The organism is Marinobacter daqiaonensis, assembly GCF_900115285.1.
Classification (GTDB): domain Bacteria; phylum Pseudomonadota; class Gammaproteobacteria; order Pseudomonadales; family Oleiphilaceae; genus Marinobacter; species Marinobacter daqiaonensis.
Genome location: NZ_FOYW01000001.1, coordinates 2,180,012 through 2,198,445 on the forward strand (window position 1 = coordinate 2,180,012; position 18,434 = coordinate 2,198,445).

Here is an 18,434-nt window from a genome sequence, read left to right on the forward strand (position 1 = left end):
GCATCATAACAATGCATCGCCTGCTTGGGCAGGTCTGCAGTCTTCATGGCTGGAATCGGTGATACACTTCACCCATGAAATCCGTTGATCAATTCAATCTCGACAGCCACTCACTATCCGTGTTCCTGATGGTACTCCAGGAAAACAGTGTGTCGCGGGCAGCCGAAAAGCTCGGCATGAGCCAGTCCGCGGTCAGCCATACCCTGGAGCGGCTCCGCCGGGCCCTGGGCGATCCGCTGTTCGTCAAGTCCGGGCGGGGCATTGCGCCAACGCGGTATGCCGTGAAAACCGGGCCCCATGTACGTCAGATCCTTGATGAGCTCCGCTCCCTGTCCGCCGGGCCACCCTTCGATCCGGAAACCGCACAGTTCACCTTCACCATTGCCGCCAACGACTACCAGCGGGACCTGCTGCTGCCGCCCCTGATGAAGATACTGTCCGAAAGGGCACCCGGTATCCGCCTGCAGGTCATACCTTCCGGCATCCCCGGTCCGGAAATGCTCCGTGATGACGTCTGCGACCTGATCATCACGCCCCACGCGCCGGATACTGCTGACATCATCCAGAAAGGACTGCTCACCGACCGGATGGTGATTTTCTACGATCCCTCCCGCCGGCAGGCGCCACAGACCTTGGCGGAATACCTGAGGTCAAGGCATGTGGACGTGCTGTTCGGAACCGGCGAGCGCACCGGGCTGGAAAACGCGCTGCAGGCCCGGGGGCTGAGCCGGAACGTCGTGGTGGCGGTGTCCAACTTTTCCGGGCTGCCTGAATTCCTGCGGGGCAGCGACCTGCTGGCGTCCGCCCCCGGTCGCATGAAAGACCAGCTGCTGCGGGGGTTCGCCACCGCCCCGCTCCCCTTCGACTACGGCGACGTCAACCTGCTGATGATCTGGCACCAGCGCTACCAGACCGATGCCGGCCATCGCTGGATTCGCAACGAGCTTGCCACGGTGGCACGGGCCATCGCCTGAATGATCGAAATCGTTCATAGGTCCTATGACCGGGCCGGCCGTTATCTTCCCCGATCAGGCGCGTAGACTGGTCAGCCCTGATTCACCGACCGGACGCCCCCATGCTCGCCCTGACCAGCATCTGGACAACCATACTGCTTGCCGCCGCCGTGGCCCTCGGCCCCCTGGCCACGGATATGTACCTGCCGGCCCTGCCCGCCATGGGCGACGCCCTGTCGGCGGGTCCGGACCAGATCCAGCTGACCCTGAGCCTTTACATGGCCGGCTTCGCGGTCGCCCAGCTGTTCTGTGGGCCGCTGGCGGATCGCTTCGGCCGCAAGCCGGTGATGATCTTCGGGTTGCTGCTGTTCTTTCTCGCCAGCATCGGCTGTGCCCTGGCCACCAATGTGGAAAGCCTGATGACGTTCCGTTTCCTCCAGGCCCTTGGTGGCTCGGCGGGCCCGGTTCTCGGTCGTGCCGCCATCCGCGATATCTACACGCCCCGGGAGGCCGCCCGCATCATGGCGATCCTTGCCAGCATCATGGCCCTGGCGCCAGCGGTGGCCCCGACGCTTGGCGGCCTGCTGCTCTCCGGTTTTGGCTGGTCAGCCATCTTCGTGGCCCTGGGTGGCTATGCCCTGGTGGTCATTCTGCTTATCGCCTTCGGAATTCCGGAGCCCATGGCCCCGGGCAACCGGCAGTCCCTCAGGCTCGGCAACCTGGCCTGCAACTACCGCCGCATTGGCACCGACCCCAGCTTTATCGGCTACACCCTGACAAACGCCTTCGCCTTTGCCGGGTTATTCGCCTTCCTGTCCGGCTCGTCGTTCGTTCTCATTGACTTCCTGGGTATCGCCCCCGACCACTTCGGCCTGTACTTTGCCTGTATGGTCGCCGGTTACATTATCGGCAACCTCACGGCGGTGCGCCTTGGCCGACGGCTGGTGCCGGATCAGATTCTGCTGCGGGGGCTGCTGATCAGTGTCGCCGGCGGCAGCATCATGGCTTCACTGGCCATGACCGGGGTCTACAGCGTCTGGGCGGTAATGATACCCCAGACCCTGTTCATGGTCGGCGTGGGTATGACCCTGCCCCAGACCATGTCGGGCGCCCTGGCCAACTTTCCAACCATGGCGGGTTCCGCCTCGGCCCTGTTCGGTTTCATTCAGATGGCCGTTGCCGCCTGCGTGGGGGCGCTTGTCGGCCATCTTTACACCGGCACGTCACTGATCATGGCCAGTGTCATCGCCGTTTGCGCCGTCGCCGCCCTGGCCGCCTACCTGCTGCTGGTTCAGCGTTATCCGGCTCCGGGCTTCGAGCCCGCGGAGGCAGGCAAATAGGGAATTTTCTGGTTTTCGTGCTCGCGGGGTCATCCAAATTGCCACCAACCAGTGTATGTTACCGGTTCCGACACCAATAATATCGAGCAAGGAGATTTTCCCATGAGCAAGGTCAACCTCGGCGGCAACCCCATCGAAGTCAGCGGTACTTTCCCCAAGCCGGGCGACACCGCCCCGGATTTCACCCTCACCACCGGCGAACTGAAAGACGTGGGGCTCGATCATTTCAGTGGTAAACGCAAGGTCCTGAATATCATCCCCAGCATCGATACCGGCGTCTGCGCCGCATCCACCCGGAAGTTCAACGAGAAAGCCGGCAGCCTGGAGAACACCGTGGTACTCATCGTGGCGGCGGACCTGCCCTTTGCCATGGGCCGGTTCTGTGGCGCCGAAGGCCTCAAGGACGTGGTGAATCTCTCCACTTTCCGGAACCCCGGCTTCCAGGAAGACTATGGTGTCGCCATCCAGACAGGTCCCCTGAGCGGCCTGTGCGCCCGTGCCGTGGTGGTTCTCGACGAGAACAACAAGGTACTCCACAGCGAACTGGTCGACGAGATCAAGAGCGAGCCGGACTACGACGCGGCCCTGAAAGTACTCTGATCAACGCTGTATCATCAGGCCGCCGCCACGGGGATCCCGTAGGCCGGCGGCTTGACCGGCGCGGAACACCCGTGGCCGGGGCCCAGTACCATCCACCGACGATGTAACCCGCTTCCGTGACCCCTACCGACCAGCCGGACAATCTCAGCCGTCAGCTCTTCACCATGACCTGGCCCATGTTGTTCGGGGTACTGTCGCTGATGACTTTTCAGCTGGCGGACAGTATCTTCATCGGCCAGCTGGGCCGTGATCCCCTGGCGGCGCTGGGCTTCACGGTCCCCATGCAGCAGCTTATCACCGGGCTGCAGGTGGGCCTGGGCATTGCCACCACGGCCATTATTTCCCGCACCCTCGGTGCCGGCGATGAAGACCGTGCGGTCAGACTGGCCGGTCTGGTAGTGGTCACCGGCGCCATCCTGGTGTGCCTGCTGGCAATCGGTCTGTGGCTTCTTCGCGACACCATCATGACGCTACTGGGAGCCGAAGAAGCCCTACTGCCGCTGATCCGCCTTTACTGGATGCCCTGGCTGGTGGCAGCCTGGACCGGCGCGGTGCTCTACTTCGGCTACAGCATATGCCGGTCCCATGGCGACACCAAGCTGCCCGGGCTAGTCATGGTGATGGCCAGCCTGCTCAATATCGCCCTCGACCCGCTGTACATCTTCGTCTTTGGCTGGGGGCTGCCCGGCGCGCCCCTGGCCACCATCACCTCCTTCGGTGTGGGCTGCCTGTTCATCTACCCGGCATTACTGCGGCGGGGCTGGCTCGGATTCGACCTGTTCCGGCTCAATCTCGGCAAAGCCCTCCGCCAGCTGGCCGGCACCATGGCACCGGCGATGGTCAGTCAGCTGATGCCTCCCATGGCCGCCATGCTCGCCACCGCCCTGGTGGCCACCTTCGGTTCCGCGGCGGTAGCGGCCTGGGGGCTGGGCACCCGCCTGGAGTTCTTCTCCATCGTGGTGGTGCTCGCGCTGACCATGTCCATGCCGCCCATGGTGGGCCGACTGCTGGGTCAGGGGGACATCGCCACCATTCGCAGACTGGTTCGTCTGGCGGTGCGGTTCATTATCCTGTGGCAACTGGGCATCGCAGTGATCTGGCTGATGGCCTCCGGCGTGGTGTCGGAACTGTTCACCGCCGACCGGCAGGTCAGCGACGTGCTTGGGGAATACCTGTTGCGGGTGCCGCTGAGTTACAGCGGTCTGGGGGTGTGCATGCTGATGGTGTCCGTCAACAACGCCCTGGGGCTGCCCCTGCGGGCGCTGCTGATTTCCACCCTGCGCCTGTTCGCCTGTTACCTGCCAATGCTGTGGATTGGACGGCAACTCGGGGACATAACCGGCCTGATGACCGGCGCACTGGTGGGCAACCTGATGGCCGGTGTCATGGCCTACCTGCTGTACCGACAGGGCATGGGGGAATTACGACGCACCATGGCCCACTGATGGACGGTGCTCAGACAAAGCGCTTGCGAAAACTCTCGGGCAGCTCGACCACCTTCTTGTGCTGGAAATCGAAGAATACGAAACCGTACTTGGCCAGTGCAACCGGCTGGCCACTGCTGGCCTTGGTGACCCGGAACACATAGTCGCCGCCGTACCTGTTGAGGTCAGTCACCCCTACCTCGAAAGTCAGGATTTCCGGAAAGAACGACTCTGACTGGTACATGGTCGCCAGATCGGTGACGATGATACCTATGCCATTGCCAACGGTTTCCTCCAGCCCCATCTTTACCATGAACTGGGCTCGTGCCTCGGACAGCATCGACACCAGAGCGTCGTTGCCAAGATGGTTCGCGCCATTGATATCGGTGATCCGAACCGGCATATCGGTGGAGAAGACGAACACGTCATCGGGAAAGGAAAGTTTTACTCGGGCCATGGCACAGTCAACCGGACAAATGAATCGGAAAAAGTGACGCGCATGATACCGGCATCCCGCGGCCAAATCATCCGGTGCCCCCCCTATATGGGCGCGTCCCCGGTCAAGGGAGACTGGAGTCCGTCCCGTGCTTTCGTTATGTTAGGAAGCCACTAAAATAACATTCATGTCTGTCATCCAGGTATTATCTGATGGAAATCCGCCCTGCCGCCACACTCGCCATTACCCGGGACTCCTCCGAGGGCCTTGAAGTTCTGCTCTTACAGCGCACCTGGGACGCCACGTTCATGCCCGGTTTCTACGTCTTTCCGGGAGGCGCTGTGGACGACGCCGACCGCCGCTGTGAGCAGTGGCTCACCGGTGGCAACGATGCCTCCGTAAGCCATGACATGGGCGTTGAAAGCGGCGGCAGCCACTTCATGACCGCCGCCATCAGGGAGAGCTTCGAGGAAGCCGGCGTCATGCTGGCCCTGGACGGGAATGGTGAAACACTGAAACCGGACCATCCGGTGTTTGCCGAAAGGGACGCGGTCTTCGCCGGCGACCAGACCCTTGGCGCCCTCTGCCACAAGTTCGGACTCAGCCTGCCGCTGGACCGCCTGGCCTACCTCAGCCACTGGGTAACCCCGCCGGGGCCGCCGCGCCGCTTCGATACGCGTTTTTTTGTGGCGGCGCTGCCGGAAGGTCAGTCACCGACCCATGACCGGGTGGAAACCATCGACCACGTCTGGCTGACGCCGGAACAGGCCATGGTGGAACATCGCAAGGGCACCCGTCTGTTCGCCTCGCCGACGCTGCGGACCCTGCGCATACTGGCGGGTTTTGACACCACCGAGGAGCTGATTCGTTACGCCCGCTCCCAGCCACCGGAGGCAGAGCCGGACAAGCCCTGGCCGGCAATCAAAGCCGGCAAGCCGGTGAGCATCGAGCCGGGAACGCCGCCCTTCGATGAGGTGCGCAAGGTCGATCCGGAAGGCCTCGGCCAGGCCAGGGCCGAGATCATACCGGAACGGCCGGTCCAGCTGGCCGACGCCGTGGTGCGCCTCACCTGCCCCAACCCCAGCGCCATGACCGGTCCCGGCACCAACACCTACCTGCTGGGCGTTACCGGCGGGGAATGGACCGTGATCGACCCGGGTCCCGCCGAACAGAGACATCTGGCGAACATTCTGGAGATCACGGGCGGCCGCATCGGCCAGGTGCTCTGCACCCACACCCACCCGGACCATTCCCCGGGAGCCGCGGTGCTCAAGCATGAAACCGGCGCCATTGTCAGAGGCATGCACGCGCCGGCGGAGGATCCGATCCAGGATCACGACTTCGCTCCGGATCAGGTGCCGGTGGATGGGGACCGGATCGATACCGCCGCCGGTACCCTGAAAGTGCTGTTCACCCCGGGTCATGCCTCCAACCACCTGTGCTTCCTGCTGGAAAAAGAGCGGATGCTGTTCGCCGGCGATCACATCATGCAGGGCTCCACCGTGGTCATCAATCCACCGGACGGTGACATGAAGGATTACCTGGAATCCCTGGACCGCCTGCTGCTGGAGGACATCCGCTGGATCGCTCCCGCCCATGGTTTCCTGATCGGCAAGGTGCAGTCGGTCATTGACTGGCTCACCACCCATCGCCTCACCCGGGAGCGCAAGATCGCCAACAGCCTGAGGGAGCATGGGCCCGGAACCCTGGAGGAACTGGTCAAACACGCCTACGACGACGTACCTGCCAGCATTCACGGGCTGGCCAAGCGCTCGCTGCTGGCTCACCTGATCAAGCTCAGAAAGGAAGACAGGGCGCGGGAATCCGACGACGTCTGGCAGGCGATGGACGACAGTCAGGCCTGATAAGGGAAAAGGGGTTAAACCTTTGTCAGTCACCTATCGGCGTCGTGGCCAATTCAGGTAGCCTTGGGGTTGTTTTCGCGCCAGAGACCGGAATCAGCCGGTCGGCGCGAATGCAGTACCGTCCAACAGGATCAAGAGGGGACATGCACCTGAACCATCGCTGTGCCAGCATTATTTTCGCGTTTGTAGCAGGCCTCGGGTTTCTCATTGCGGCACCGTTTTCAAGCGCCCAGGAGACATCCACGGCGTCAGAAGCCGCCGGCAAAACCAGCTCCGATGCCGGGTCCTCCCCTCAACTGCCGGTTATCGAGCTGCCGGAAGACGAGTCCGTTGAAGACATTCCGGTGCCGGACGGCTCCGCCCTTTCCACAAAGCCTGACGTTCCGCCCGACCCGGTTGTCTCAGGGGACAGGCTGCCCCGGGCGGATGACGCGCCCGAATCCCTGGAGAATGCGCCCGGCTCGTCACCACCTGCGTCCGGCGGGGACGACAACTCCGACACAGGCAGCACCGGACCGGGCGAGCGCCAGGACATTGCCCCGGGAGGTGAGCCGGCAACGCTCGAGGTCATACCGGAAACCCGGCCGGCCCAGGCCGGGCCTTTCCACATGCTCAGCGGAAAGGTGTTGCCAGGCACCACGGCCCGCCTGGCCTGGTCCCCGGGTATCCAGATCGCCGGACTGAGCCAGCCAACGCCGGTGCTGGTGGTAAACGGCAGCAGGCCCGGGCCCGTGCTGTGCATGACCGGCGCTGTGCATGGTGACGAACTCAACGGCATCGAGATCATTCGCCGGGTGGTTTACGACCTGGATCCCAAGGAGCTTTCCGGCACCGTGGTGGGCATTCCCATCGTGAACCTTCAGGGTTTTCAGCAGGGCAGCCGCTACCTGGCGGATCGCCGCGATCTGAACCGTTATTTCCCGGGCAGTCCCGAGGGCAGCCTGGCCCATCGCGTGGCCCACTCCCTGTTCGAGCAGGTCATCCAGAAGTGCACCATGCTTGTGGATATCCACACCGGCTCCCTGAAGCGCACCAACCTGCCGCAGCTGCGTGCTGACATGAATCAGCCCGCCGTGGCCGAGCTGAGCCGGGGGTTTGATGCCATGGTCGTGGTTCACAGTCCGGGCAGCCCGGGTATGCTTCGCTCCGCCGCAACCGACGCCGGTGTTCCCGCCGTCACCATGGAAGTGGGTGAGTCCATGCGCATTCAGGAAGACCATATCGACGCCGGCGTGAACAGCCTGTTCAGCCTTCTGGAAAAGCAGGGTATGACTGCCCGTTTCTTCCAGTGGAGCAAACCGGAACCGGTGTACTACCGGTCCCACTGGATACGGGCCAACCAGGGCGGCATTCTGTTCAGCGATGTAAAACTGGGAGCCTACGTGACCGAGGGCACGGTTCTTGGGGTGGTATCGGACCCCATCACCAACGAGCAGTCCGCCATCCGCGCCGACAGCGACGGGCGTGTCATCGGCATGGCGGTCGACCAGGTGGTCATGGCCGGGTTCGCGGCCTATCACCTGGGGTCACGGGCGGAAATCCCCGCGGAAGAGTAAACTCCCCGATTTCATTACCGGAGCTGATTCGTGCCTCAAGCAGTCGATCGTTCCCTTGCCCTAGCCTATGTCGGGCTGGTCCTCACCCCCCTGTTCTGGGCCGGCAATGCCGTCGTGGCGCGGGGGGTGGTGGAGACCATTCCTCCTGCATCCCTTTCATTCTGGCGCTGGGTGATTGCCCTGGTGGTCATCCTGCCCTTTGGCATCCGGGGGATCCGGCAGGAGTGGCGGACGGTCCGGCAGTACTGGCGCAGCATGCTGGTGCTGTCCTTTTTCAGCGTCACCGCCTTCAACACTCTTCTCTATCTGGCGGCCATCACCACGACCGCCATCAATATCGCGCTGATCAACTCCACCATCCCCATCATGGTGGCGCTGCTGGCGCTCCTGCTTCTTGGTGAACGGACCCGCCCTCATCAGGTGTTGGGTATCGCGGTGGCCCTGGCCGGCATGCTGATTGTGATCGGACAGGGCAAGCTCGAAAGGCTGACGAGCCTGAGCTTCGCCATGGGGGACCTGATCATGGTGACCGCCGTGGCGTCCTGGGGAATTTTTTCGGTGCTGCTGCGCAGATTTGCCGTACCCCTGAAACCCCTCACTTTCCTGACTGTCCAGATTGCCCTTGGCACCATCATTCTGGCACCCGTCTACCTGGTCGATCTGCTCTGGTTTTCCGGAGGATTCCGGCTGACGCCAGGCACGCTGCCGCCACTACTTTACGTCGCCTTCTTCCCGGGTATCCTCGCCTACGCCTTCTGGAATCACGGCGTCCTGAAGGTGGGTCCGGCCAGGTCCGCCATGTTCATGTATCTGACCCCCGTGTACGCCGCCGTGCTGGCCTGGGTTTTCCTCGGGGAACGGCTGGGCTGGTTCCACCTGGCCGGCGGTGCCTTCATTCTCGCTGGTCTCTACCTGACCACCCGCAATCCCGCACCGGCACCGAGGCCGGACCGACCCTGAGATGTACCGACGGTCTGCGGAGGTTCAGCCTGCCAGTCTGGTCAGTACCCGCTGATGCAGCTCACGGTCGGCATCCTTGAACAACACGAAGCGAATCAGCCTGACCTTTTTCAGTTCGGAACTGAGTGCCAGGAGCGTCTCGAAGGCCACTTCGGCCGCCGGTTCCATGGGGTAACCGAAGGCGCCGGTGGACAGGGCGGGGAAACCAATGGATTCGAGGCCTTCCTTTTCAGCCAGCTGCACGGCATTGCGATAACAGTCCGCCAGCAGTTCGTCGGACGGCTCATCCCTGCCGTAGACCGGGCCCAGGCAGTGGATGACATGGCCATTGGGCAACTCGAAACCCCGCGTGATAACCGCTTTGCCCGGCGAGATGGGTGCCATTGACTCACAGGTGCGCGCCAGTTCCGGGCCAGCTGCCTTGTGGATGGCACCTGCCACACCACCGCCGGGCATAAGCTCGGCATTGGCGGCGTTGACGATCACATCCAGGTCATGCTGATCGGTAATATCCCCCTGGATGCACTCGAAAGTGACGCCATTCTTCTGGACGCTGTCGCTACTCACAGTCCACCTCCTGCTACTCTGACTTCAGCGCGGTAACCGCTGTCTCGATCTGTTCCAGCGCCTGCCTCAGGACGGACCGGGGAGAACCCAGGTTCAATCGCATATAACCACTGCCGCCGGTTCCGAAGGAACTGCCGGGATTCATGCCGACCCCGGCCTTCTGCACAAAGAACCGCTTCAGGTCGGCATCGCCCAGCCCCAGCTCGCGACAGTCCAGCCACAGCAGGTAGGTGCCCTCCGGCCCGGTTACAGAAATGTCCGGCAGGCGCTGTTCCATAAAGCCAAGCACAAAATCCCGGTTGTCGCGAACGTAGTCCATCATCTCCGCCAGCCAGTCCGCACCAGACCGGTATCCCGCCTCGAAGGCGGCCACACTGAACGGGTTGCACTGCAACATATGAAAGGCGTCGAACACATTGTTCAACTGCTTGAGGAGATCAGCCCGCTCGGCCACAACCGCCGAAAGCCCCATACCGGGGATATTGAAAGTCTTGCTGGGTGCCACAGCCGTCAGCAGAGGGTCCCCGGGTTCTGCCAGCGTAGCCAGCATGGTATGAGCGGACCGGTCAGGATAAACCAGGTCGGCGTGAATCTCGTCGGAAATCACCACCAGGTCATGGCTCCGGGCAATGTCCAGTACCGCCTCCAGTTCCGCCCGGCTCCACACCCGCCCCACCGGGTTGTGAGGTGAACACAGGAACAGCAGCTTCACATCCGGCGACGCGGCGCAGGCGGCCAGGTGATCCAGATCCATCTCGTAGCGGCCACCCCTGACCACCAGTGGGTTCTCCACCACCCGCCGACCGGTTTTCTCGATGCTGCTGAAAAAGGGCGGGTAAACCGGCGGCTGAATGATGACCCCTTCGCCTTCACCGGCGAAGGCCCGGGCGGCGGCGTGCAGGGTAGGCACGACCCCTGGAGCCATCCGGACCCAGTGCCGCTTGATCGACCAGTGGTGATGCTGCCGGAACCAGTCGATCATCGACTCATACAGGCTGTCGGGAAAGAGGGTGTAGCCGTAGGCAGGGTGCCGCGCCCGCTGCACCAGCGCTTCCGTGATCGCCTGTGGCGCGGCGAAGTCCGTATCCGCCACCCAGAGGGGAATCACATCCTCACGCCCGAACACCGCCTTGCGGGCATCAAACTTGACGGAGCAGGTTCCCTCGCGAACGAGCACCCGATCAAAAGGATTCTTCAAGTTACACTCCCGTATTGTCGTATCAACTGCGCCATGCTGATGGCGCCAGGGGGTTTTCGCAAGACACTCCTCCACTGAAGAAGCGTGCGGCCGGGGCCTGCCGGCGATTTCCCGGCTCCGAGCCCTTTCCGGGACGGTGGGTGTGGGTATAAGACCCTGGTCCGAGTGACTGCATCGGGTGGAATGGCTACACTTACCCTCCTACCGTTTACCCTGCTTACCCGCCAAGGCACGGAGTTTTCATGATAGGCCAGATTCTCTCCACGATGTTGCCGGTATTCCTGATCGCCGGCTGTGGCGCTCTGTACGGCCGTTACCGGTCACCGGATATCCAGAGCATGAACACCGTCAACATGGAGCTGTTCGTGCCCATGCTGGTGTTTGCGGTGCTGGCGGACCAGGAGGCCCCGCTCGCCGACTTTGCCTGGCTTGCCACAGCCGGGGCGATCATCGTTCTGGGGTCCGGACTGATCCTGTGGCCGCTGGCGCGGGTCCTGAAGCTGAATGTGAAAACCTTCCTGCCGCCAATGATGTTCAGTAATTCCGGCAACATGGGTATTCCGGTCATCGTGCTGGCCTTCGGGGAGGCCGCCCTGCCAGCGGCGGTGGTGCTGTTTGTGGTGGAGATGATCCTGCATTTCTCGGTGGGTCTGTACATGCTTGATCCCCATACCTCGATCCTGCGACGCCTGCGGGTACCCGTGGTGCTGGCCACCATCGCGGGTCTGACGGTCAACGCCGGCGGCATACCCATGCCGGGGTGGCTGATGGAGGCCCTCAACATGCTCGGCGGCATCTCCATTCCCCTGATGCTGTTCACCCTGGGCATCCGCATGCTGGACGTGGATTTCAGCGACTGGAAACTCGGTCTGCTGGGCGCCATCGCCTGCCCCGCCAGCGGCCTGATTCTGGCCTGGCCAATGGTCGTCCTGATGGATCTTACCGGCCTCCAGATTGCCAGCCTGTGGGTATTCGCCGCGCTGCCTCCGGCGGTACTCAATTACATGGTAGCGGAGCAGTACCGGCAGGAGCCCCACAAGGTGGCCTCCCTGGTACTCATCGCCAACCTGGGCAGCCTGGTGGTGATGCCCCTGGTGCTGGGGCTTGTGTTCAGCGCCAATCTGGTCTGAGGCAACAGCGCTGAGGAGCTGTCGCTGGCATTGATCCACATCAGGCCTTAATGTCAGCTGTGAGGGGTAGACTGACCAGCCAGGCGACACGCCGGGCACATCAAGGACCGACAGCATGCCAAACCCGAAGCCGGACAAGCGCACCCAGTTCTCCATCTGGTACTTCATCGCCGTCATGGTGTTTCTGTTTCTGCTTCCGGACTGGCTTTCCAGCCAGCCCCAGACCATCCGCTACAGCGATTTCCGGGCCCTGGCCATGGCAGGCGAATTGCGGGAGGTATCTGTGGCCGCCGAGGACATCAGGGCCACGGTCGCCATTGACCAGCTGGCGGCTTACCTGCCAGCGAATCAGCTGACCCGCATGGGTCCCGGGGACAGTGGTCTGGTGCGGGTCCGGGCGATCCGCGTGGAAGACCCGGACCTGGTTCGGGTGCTGGAAGAGGCCGATATCAACTACACCGGAGTTCGGGAAAACACCTGGCTGACCTCCCTGCTGTCGTGGCTGCTGCCTTTCGCCCTGTTGATCCTGCTGTGGAGCTTTCTGCTCAGACGCATGGGCGGCATGGGCAGCGGCGGCAGCATGATGGCCATTGGCAAGAGCAAGGCCAAGGTCTACATGGAAAAGGACACCCGGGTGACCTTCGACGACGTGGCCGGCGTTGACGAAGCCAAGGCCGAACTGCAGGAGGTGGTGGATTTCCTGAGAGACCCTGAGAAGTACAGCCGCCTTGGCGCCCATATTCCCAAGGGCGTTCTTCTGGTCGGTCCCCCCGGAACCGGCAAGACCCTGATGGCCCGCGCCGTCGCCGGTCAGGCCGGGGTTCCCTTTCTGTCCATCAGCGGCTCCGAGTTCGTGGAAATGTTCGTGGGCGTGGGTGCCGCCCGGGTCCGGGACCTGTTCAACCAGGCCCGCACCATGGCACCAGCCATCATTTTCATTGACGAGCTCGACGCGCTTGGCCGTGCCCGGGGCGCGAACCCCATGATGGCCAACGACGAAAAGGAACAGACACTTAACCAGCTGCTGGTGGAACTGGACGGTTTCGATCCGTCCAGCGGACTGATCCTGCTGGCAGCCACCAACCGTCCCGAAATCCTCGACCAGGCCCTGCTGCGGGCGGGCCGGTTTGATCGCCAGGTACTGGTGGACCGGCCCGACCGTCTGGGCCGGACCCAGATCCTGAAAGTGCATGTTCGCAAGATCAGGCTGGATGACCAGGCCGACCTGGATCAGATTGCCGCCCTGACACCGGGTTTCACCGGCGCCGACCTGGCCAACCTGGTGAACGAGGCGGCCCTGCTGGCAACACGCCGCAATGCCGACAGGGTGACCCTGGATGACTTCAACAACGCCATCGAGCGGATTGTCGCAGGGCTGGAAAAGAAGAACCGCATCCTCAGTGAACGGGAGCGGCGAACGGTCGCCTATCACGAACTAGGCCACGCCCTGGTGGCCATGGCGCTGCCCGGCGTCGACCCTGTTCAGAAAGTCTCGATCATCCCCCGGGGCATAAGCGCCCTCGGTTATACGCTGCAGCGCCCCACCGAGGACCGGTTCCTGCTGTCCGAGGACGAACTCCGCAACCGGATGGCGGTCCTGCTGGGCGGCCGGGCCGCGGAAGCCCTGGTGTTCAACACCACATCTACCGGCGCGGCAGATGACCTGCAGAAGGCCACGGACATCGCTCGTGACATGGTTACCCGGTACGGCATGATTCCGGGTCTGGGCCTGGTCACCTATGAGAAATCCCCGGCCAGCCATCTGCAACAGCGGTTCCTGGATGGGCCCCGCTCCTACAGCGAAGCCACGGCCGAAGCCATCGATCAGGCCATAAGGACACTGACGGAACAGGCCTTCGAGACTGCCACCGGCATCCTGGAAGCCCATCGTGACTCTCTTGAAACCGGCGCCATGCGCCTGCTGGAGGTCGAGGTACTCAGCGGGGAGGGCCTCCGGGACCTGATGCCGAAGAGGCCAGCCGTCTCTGGCGCGCGATCATGACGGCTGGCCATGCCTGGTACTCAGCTAGTGCCCTGGGCACGGAAAAACTCGACCTCACCACGGAGCTGATCTGCGAGGGAGTCCAGCTCCCTGGCTGAGGAAGCCACCTGCTCGGAACCGGCGGCAGTCTCCACCGTGGCGTCATGAATGCGGCTGATATTACGATTGACCTCTTCGGCCACCGAGCTCTGCTCTTCGGCGGCACTGGCAATCTGGGCGTTCATGTCATTGATGGCACCCACCTCATGACGAATACGGGCCAGCGCATCCCGTGCCTCGCCAGTCTGCACCACCGTCTCACGGGCCCGTTCGCGGCTGGTTTCCATGACCGATACCGCCTGACCGGCGCCAGTCTGCAGCTTGCCGATCATTTCCTGAATCTCCCGGGTGGAATCCTGAGTCCGGGTGGCCAGGGACCGGACCTCGTCCGCCACCACCGCGAATCCACGGCCATGGCTTCCGGCCCGTGCCGCCTCGATGGCGGCATTGAGTGCCAGCAGATTGGTCTGTTCGGCGATCCCATTGATCACTTCAATGATGGTTTCGATATTGGCGCTGTCCTGACTGACCTGCTTGACGGTTTCCGTGGCGTCCTCAAGAGTGTCAGCCAGCTTGCCAATGGCGGTGGCGGTTTCACCAACCACACGGTTGCCGTTTTCCACCTCCTCATCGGCAGTCCGGGTCGCAGAGGCCGCGTTGGCGGCAAAGCCCGCCACCTCGTTCACGGTAGCCGCCATCTGGTTGACCGCTGCGGCCATCTGCTGGGCCTCCTCGGACTGCAGGCGGATCTGCTCACGGTTGTTTCCGGAGGTCGCCAGCAGTTCAGAGGACGATTCTGCCAACTGCACCGAAGCCTGCCTCACCCGCGCCATGGTGGCCGCCAAATGCTCCGTGGTCTGTTTGAGCACCCCCATAACGCTACCGGGATAGGGGGTCTGGATGTTCTGGTCCAGCTGGCCATCAGCTAGGCCACGAATCACATCCGCCACCGCTTCCGGCTCCGCGCCCAGGGTGGACTTCAGATTGCGGATGATCAGCATCGCAACCACCACACCGGCGAATATCGCCACACCGGTCACAAAAAAGATCAGCGTCTGGAAGCCAGAAGCCGCCTCCTGCACGCGCTCAATATCTCCGGCAATGATGGCTTCCTGGTGATCGATAAAGGCGTTCACCCGTTTGAGCCATTCGGTATACGCCGGCGATACCTCGTCCAGCAGGAAGACACGGGCCGCTTCCGGACCCTGCTCCCTGCGCAGCTCGACCAGACGCTCGGTCAGAGCCAGTGTCTGGCGCTCGATCTCCTCGATGTCGGCCAGCAGACTCGCTTCCCGTTCGCTGGCACCGAGGCTGTCGAACAGGGCATCCATGGCCGCAGCAGACTTCTGGTAGAACGCATCCAGGCGCTGGACCTCCTGCAGGTGCCCGGCCAGGGCACTGTCGTTCCGCACCAGAACCGCATCCCTGATGGCAATGGCCCGGTCATGGACACTGCCACGGAAATTGATGGCGTGACGCTGCTTGACCGCAGCACCCTGCTGCACCTCTGTCAGGGTGCGGTCAAGAAAGTCCACCCGGAAGTTCCCGACCAGACTGATAAGTACCATGAGAGATAACAGGAAACCGAAACCGAGACCAATGCGGCCCGCAACCGTCAGCTGGCGAAACATCTGTATACTCCAACGTCGTTATTTTATTAATCGAGTCTATTCTTTCGACGGCTAAGAAAGACTGGATCAATTTCACGATGGTCAAAGCGCATTCTTTTACAACTATTTGCAATATGGTTTTTGCGGTGACAACAGATTCAGAGGCACTTGCAACCATCCGGGGTTTGTTCGATGGTTAGAGGGTTTCTGGTTGATTCCATTCCCGATACGGAGGTCTCCCGATGAGTGTCCTTTTCCTGATTATCAGTGCCCTGGTGCTGATTTACCTTGGCCTCGGCGGTACCCTGGCCACGGTCGTCCTGATTGCCGCCACCCTGGTGGGCATGTCCATGGACGAGTGGCACGTTGTCAGTATTCTTTTCGGCGGCGGCCTGCTGGCCCTCGCCCTGGTTATCCTCCACGCCGATGACCTCCGCCGTGAAAAGCTCAGCAAGCCGCTGCTGGGCTGGGTCCGCGGTCAGCTGCCAACCCTCTCCGACACCGAGCAGGAAGCCCTCCGGTCCGGGTCCGTGGACTGGGACGGCGAGCTGTTCTCCGGCCAGCCGCAATGGTCGAAACTGCTGGGTGCCAGGCCGGCACACCTGTCCAGCGAGGAGCAGGCGTTCCTGGACGGTCCGGTGGAGAAGCTCTGCGCCATGCTGGACGACTGGAAAATCACCCATGAGGATTACGACCTGCCCGACAAGGTCTGGAAGTTCATCCGCGAGAATGGCTTCTTCGGCCTGATGATTCCAAAGGAACGGGGCGGTAAGGGCTTTTCCCACACCGCCCATTCCGAAATCGTGATGAAAATCTCCACCCGCAGTGTGTCCGCGGCAGTCACGGTAATGGTGCCCAACTCCCTGGGTCCGGGTGAGTTGCTGATGGAGTACGGAACCGATGCACAGAAGGAGTACTACCTGCCCCGCCTGGCCGGCGGCGAAGAGATTCCCTGCTTCGCCCTGACCTCGCCGGTGGCCGGTTCCGATGCCGGCGCCATTCCCGACAGGGGCATTGTCTGCAAAGGCCAGTGGAACGGAGAGGAAGTTCTTGGACTGAGGGTCACCTGGAACAAGCGCTACATCACCCTGGCACCGGTGGCCACGCTGATCGGCCTGGCCATCAAGGTCTTCGATCCGGACAGGCTGCTCGGTGACGACGACGAGGTGGGTGTCACCTGCGTCATGGTTCCCAGGGATACCGAAGGCGTCAACGCCGGTGCCCGTCACCTTCCCATGAACACGGTATTCATGAACGGCCCCACCTGGGGCGAGGACGTGTTCATCCCCATGGACCAGGTGATCGGCGGCCAGGACATGCTCGGCAAAGGCTGGACCATGCTACTGGAGACCCTGTCCATCGGCCGTTCCGTTTCCCTGCCGGCGCTCGGTACCGGCGCTGGCAAGGTCGCGAGCCTGGCTACTGGCTCGTACTCCCTGGTACGGGAGCAGTTCGGTCGCTCCATCAGCCAGTTCGAGGGCGTACAGGAGGCTCTGGAACCCATTGCCGGCTACACCTACATGATGGACGCCGCCCGCCTGCTGACCGCCGGCATGCTGGACCGGGGAGTTCGGCCTTCCGTGCCTTCCGCGGTGCTCAAGTACCGCAACACCGACCTGATGCGCGAGGTGATCAACCACGCCATGGATGTGGTAGCCGGCCGGGGCGTCATCACCGGCCCCCGTAACTTCCTGGCCAGGGCCTACCAGGCGGTCCCCATCGGTATCACCGTGGAAGGCGCCAACATTCTTACCCGCAGCCTGATGGTGTTCGGCCAGGGGGCCATCCGCTGTCATCCGTTCATCGTGGCGGAGATCGAAGCGGCGGGCATGAAGGACCAGCGCAAGGCCGTGCGCAAGTTTGACGACACCTTCTACCGTCACATCGCCCACACCACCCGCAACGCCTTGCGGGCGCTGGTGCTTGGTCTGACCGGCGGACTGGCGGAGCCGGTGCCCAGGCAGGGCAATATCCAGAAGCACTACCGCCAGCTGGCCCGGTTCTCTGCGGCCTTCGCCCTTATGACGGACGTCACCCTGCTCACCATCGGCGGCGGCCTGAAGGCCCGCCAGCGGCTCTCGGGGCGCATGGCAGACTGCCTGGTGCAGCTCTACTACGCCACTGCCGTGATCAAGCAGTGGCATGAGGAGGGCTACCCGGACGACCAGCGACCCCTGGTGGAGTGGTGCCTTCAGCGCTGCCTGTGCGACCTGCAGGCGTCGATGCGGGACGCCGTGATCCGGTTTCCGGTACCGGCCCTGCGCTGGCCGCTGCGGGTACTGATCTTCCCCCTCGGCGCCACTGGCCTGAACGGGCCGGACGACCGCCTTGCCACCGAAGTCGCCGAAAGCATCGTCAAGGACACTCCCCTGCGCAAGCGGATCAGCCGCGGGTGTTACGTCAACGACAAGCCCGATGACTCCCTCGGCCGGGTGCTCAACGCCTATCGCCTGGCCAATGAAACCGCCGAAATGCGGGAGCGCCTGCACAAGGCCATCCGCAGCCGTGATCCGGACGAGCTGGGCGGTATCGACATGCTGATGGGCCACCAACGCAAGGAGCTGGTGGACTGGGCCTGCAAGGAGGGCATCATCAAAGAAGAGGAATGCGACAAGCTACTGGAAGCCCTGTCCGCCCTTTACGATGTGATCCGGGTGGATGCGTTCGAGCCCGATGGGCTGAAGGCGCTCGCCCGTTGCGCCAAGGGCAAGCGTAAAGTGGTGGAACGTCCGGCAGACCTTGAGCAGTGAATGG

The 18,434-nt window shown here is 62.7% G+C and carries 14 protein-coding genes; 10 read left to right on the plus strand and 4 right to left on the minus strand.

The window, feature by feature from the left end; genetic code table 11:
• Positions 1-74: 74 nt before the first annotated feature.
• The 4 genes from BM346_RS09900 to BM346_RS09915 all read left to right on the plus strand — a co-directional run bounded on the left by BM346_RS09900 (position 75) and on the right by BM346_RS09915 (position 4,338).
• Entirely contained in the window at positions 75-974 is a 900-nt protein-coding gene (locus BM346_RS09900; RefSeq protein ID WP_092011575.1) for a LysR family transcriptional regulator, read from the plus strand.
• A gap of 101 nt (positions 975-1,075) precedes the next feature.
• Positions 1,076-2,293, plus strand: a complete 1,218-nt coding sequence (locus BM346_RS09905; protein ID WP_092011578.1) for a multidrug effflux MFS transporter — start codon at positions 1,076-1,078, stop codon at positions 2,291-2,293.
• A gap of 102 nt (positions 2,294-2,395) precedes the next feature.
• Positions 2,396-2,893 carry a thiol peroxidase gene (tpx, locus tag BM346_RS09910; RefSeq protein ID WP_092011581.1) on the plus strand — a complete coding sequence of 166 codons (498 nt, stop codon included), beginning with the start codon at positions 2,396-2,398 and terminating at the stop codon, positions 2,891-2,893.
• A gap of 164 nt (positions 2,894-3,057) precedes the next feature.
• Positions 3,058-4,338: an MATE family efflux transporter gene (locus BM346_RS09915; protein WP_228704325.1), complete on the plus strand. Its 1,281-nt coding sequence runs from the start codon at positions 3,058-3,060 to the stop codon at positions 4,336-4,338.
• Positions 4,339-4,348: 10 nt separating this feature from the next.
• On the opposite strand, the gene BM346_RS09920 is transcribed toward BM346_RS09915, so the two are convergent.
• Complete coding sequence (locus BM346_RS09920) at positions 4,349-4,774, minus strand: acyl-CoA thioesterase (RefSeq protein ID WP_092011584.1); 426 nt, start codon at positions 4,772-4,774, stop codon at positions 4,349-4,351.
• 191 nt (positions 4,775-4,965) lie between these two features.
• On the opposite strand from BM346_RS09920, the gene BM346_RS09925 reads away from it, so the two are divergent.
• From BM346_RS09925 to BM346_RS09935, 3 genes are all read left to right on the plus strand, one after another.
• A complete protein-coding gene (locus BM346_RS09925) occupies positions 4,966-6,618 on the plus strand; it encodes an MBL fold metallo-hydrolase (RefSeq protein ID WP_092011587.1) in 1,653 nt (550 codons plus the stop codon).
• 143 nt (positions 6,619-6,761) lie between these two features.
• Positions 6,762-8,174, plus strand: a complete 1,413-nt coding sequence (locus tag BM346_RS09930) for a succinylglutamate desuccinylase/aspartoacylase family protein (RefSeq protein WP_092011590.1) — start codon at positions 6,762-6,764, stop codon at positions 8,172-8,174.
• A gap of 30 nt (positions 8,175-8,204) precedes the next feature.
• A complete protein-coding gene (locus BM346_RS09935) occupies positions 8,205-9,134 on the plus strand; it encodes a DMT family transporter (RefSeq protein WP_092011593.1) in 930 nt (309 codons plus the stop codon).
• Positions 9,135-9,158: 24 nt separating this feature from the next.
• On the opposite strand, the gene BM346_RS09940 is transcribed toward BM346_RS09935, so the two are convergent.
• Together BM346_RS09940 and BM346_RS09945 are read right to left on the minus strand one after the other, a co-directional pair.
• Complete coding sequence (locus BM346_RS09940) at positions 9,159-9,701, minus strand: macro domain-containing protein (RefSeq protein ID WP_092011596.1); 543 nt, start codon at positions 9,699-9,701, stop codon at positions 9,159-9,161.
• Between the two features lie 13 nt (positions 9,702-9,714).
• Complete coding sequence (locus BM346_RS09945; protein ID WP_092011599.1) at positions 9,715-10,899, minus strand: MalY/PatB family protein; 1,185 nt, start codon at positions 10,897-10,899, stop codon at positions 9,715-9,717.
• 242 nt (positions 10,900-11,141) lie between these two features.
• Between BM346_RS09945 and BM346_RS09950 the strand changes: the two genes are divergently transcribed.
• Both BM346_RS09950 and ftsH read left to right on the plus strand, forming a co-directional pair.
• On the plus strand, positions 11,142-12,029 hold the full coding sequence (locus BM346_RS09950) for an AEC family transporter (protein ID WP_092011602.1): 888 nt from the start codon (positions 11,142-11,144) through the stop codon (positions 12,027-12,029).
• 115 nt (positions 12,030-12,144) lie between these two features.
• Positions 12,145-14,031 carry an ATP-dependent zinc metalloprotease FtsH gene (gene ftsH, locus BM346_RS09955; RefSeq protein ID WP_092011605.1) on the plus strand — a complete coding sequence of 629 codons (1,887 nt, stop codon included), beginning with the start codon at positions 12,145-12,147 and terminating at the stop codon, positions 14,029-14,031.
• A 20-nt stretch (positions 14,032-14,051) separates the two neighbouring features.
• Here the strand turns inward: ftsH and BM346_RS09960 are convergent, their stop codons facing one another.
• Positions 14,052-15,701, minus strand: a complete 1,650-nt coding sequence (locus tag BM346_RS09960) for a methyl-accepting chemotaxis protein (protein ID WP_092011608.1) — start codon at positions 15,699-15,701, stop codon at positions 14,052-14,054.
• 221 nt (positions 15,702-15,922) lie between these two features.
• On the opposite strand from BM346_RS09960, the gene BM346_RS09965 reads away from it, so the two are divergent.
• Positions 15,923-18,430 carry an acyl-CoA dehydrogenase gene (locus tag BM346_RS09965; protein WP_092011611.1) on the plus strand — a complete coding sequence of 836 codons (2,508 nt, stop codon included), beginning with the start codon at positions 15,923-15,925 and terminating at the stop codon, positions 18,428-18,430.
• Positions 18,431-18,434: the final 4 nt, after the last annotated feature.

What these genes read in the sequence shown, in the direction of transcription:
- BM346_RS09960 (WP_092011608.1), bottom strand. Translation starts at nt 15,701, where the DNA reads ATGTTTCGCCAGCTGACGGTTGCGGGCCGCATTGGTCTCGGTTTCGGT.
- BM346_RS09900 (WP_092011575.1), top strand. Translation starts at nt 75, where the DNA reads ATGAAATCCGTTGATCAATTCAATCTCGACAGCCACTCACTATCCGTG.
- ftsH (WP_092011605.1), top strand. Translation starts at nt 12,145, where the DNA reads ATGCCAAACCCGAAGCCGGACAAGCGCACCCAGTTCTCCATCTGGTAC.
- BM346_RS09930 (WP_092011590.1), top strand. Translation starts at nt 6,762, where the DNA reads ATGCACCTGAACCATCGCTGTGCCAGCATTATTTTCGCGTTTGTAGCA.
- BM346_RS09950 (WP_092011602.1), top strand. Translation starts at nt 11,142, where the DNA reads ATGATAGGCCAGATTCTCTCCACGATGTTGCCGGTATTCCTGATCGCC.
- BM346_RS09920 (WP_092011584.1), bottom strand. Translation starts at nt 4,774, where the DNA reads ATGGCCCGAGTAAAACTTTCCTTTCCCGATGACGTGTTCGTCTTCTCC.
- BM346_RS09925 (WP_092011587.1), top strand. Translation starts at nt 4,966, where the DNA reads ATGGAAATCCGCCCTGCCGCCACACTCGCCATTACCCGGGACTCCTCC.
- tpx (WP_092011581.1), top strand. Translation starts at nt 2,396, where the DNA reads ATGAGCAAGGTCAACCTCGGCGGCAACCCCATCGAAGTCAGCGGTACT.
- BM346_RS09965 (WP_092011611.1), top strand. Translation starts at nt 15,923, where the DNA reads ATGAGTGTCCTTTTCCTGATTATCAGTGCCCTGGTGCTGATTTACCTT.
- BM346_RS09905 (WP_092011578.1), top strand. Translation starts at nt 1,076, where the DNA reads ATGCTCGCCCTGACCAGCATCTGGACAACCATACTGCTTGCCGCCGCC.
- BM346_RS09915 (WP_228704325.1), top strand. Translation starts at nt 3,058, where the DNA reads ATGACCTGGCCCATGTTGTTCGGGGTACTGTCGCTGATGACTTTTCAG.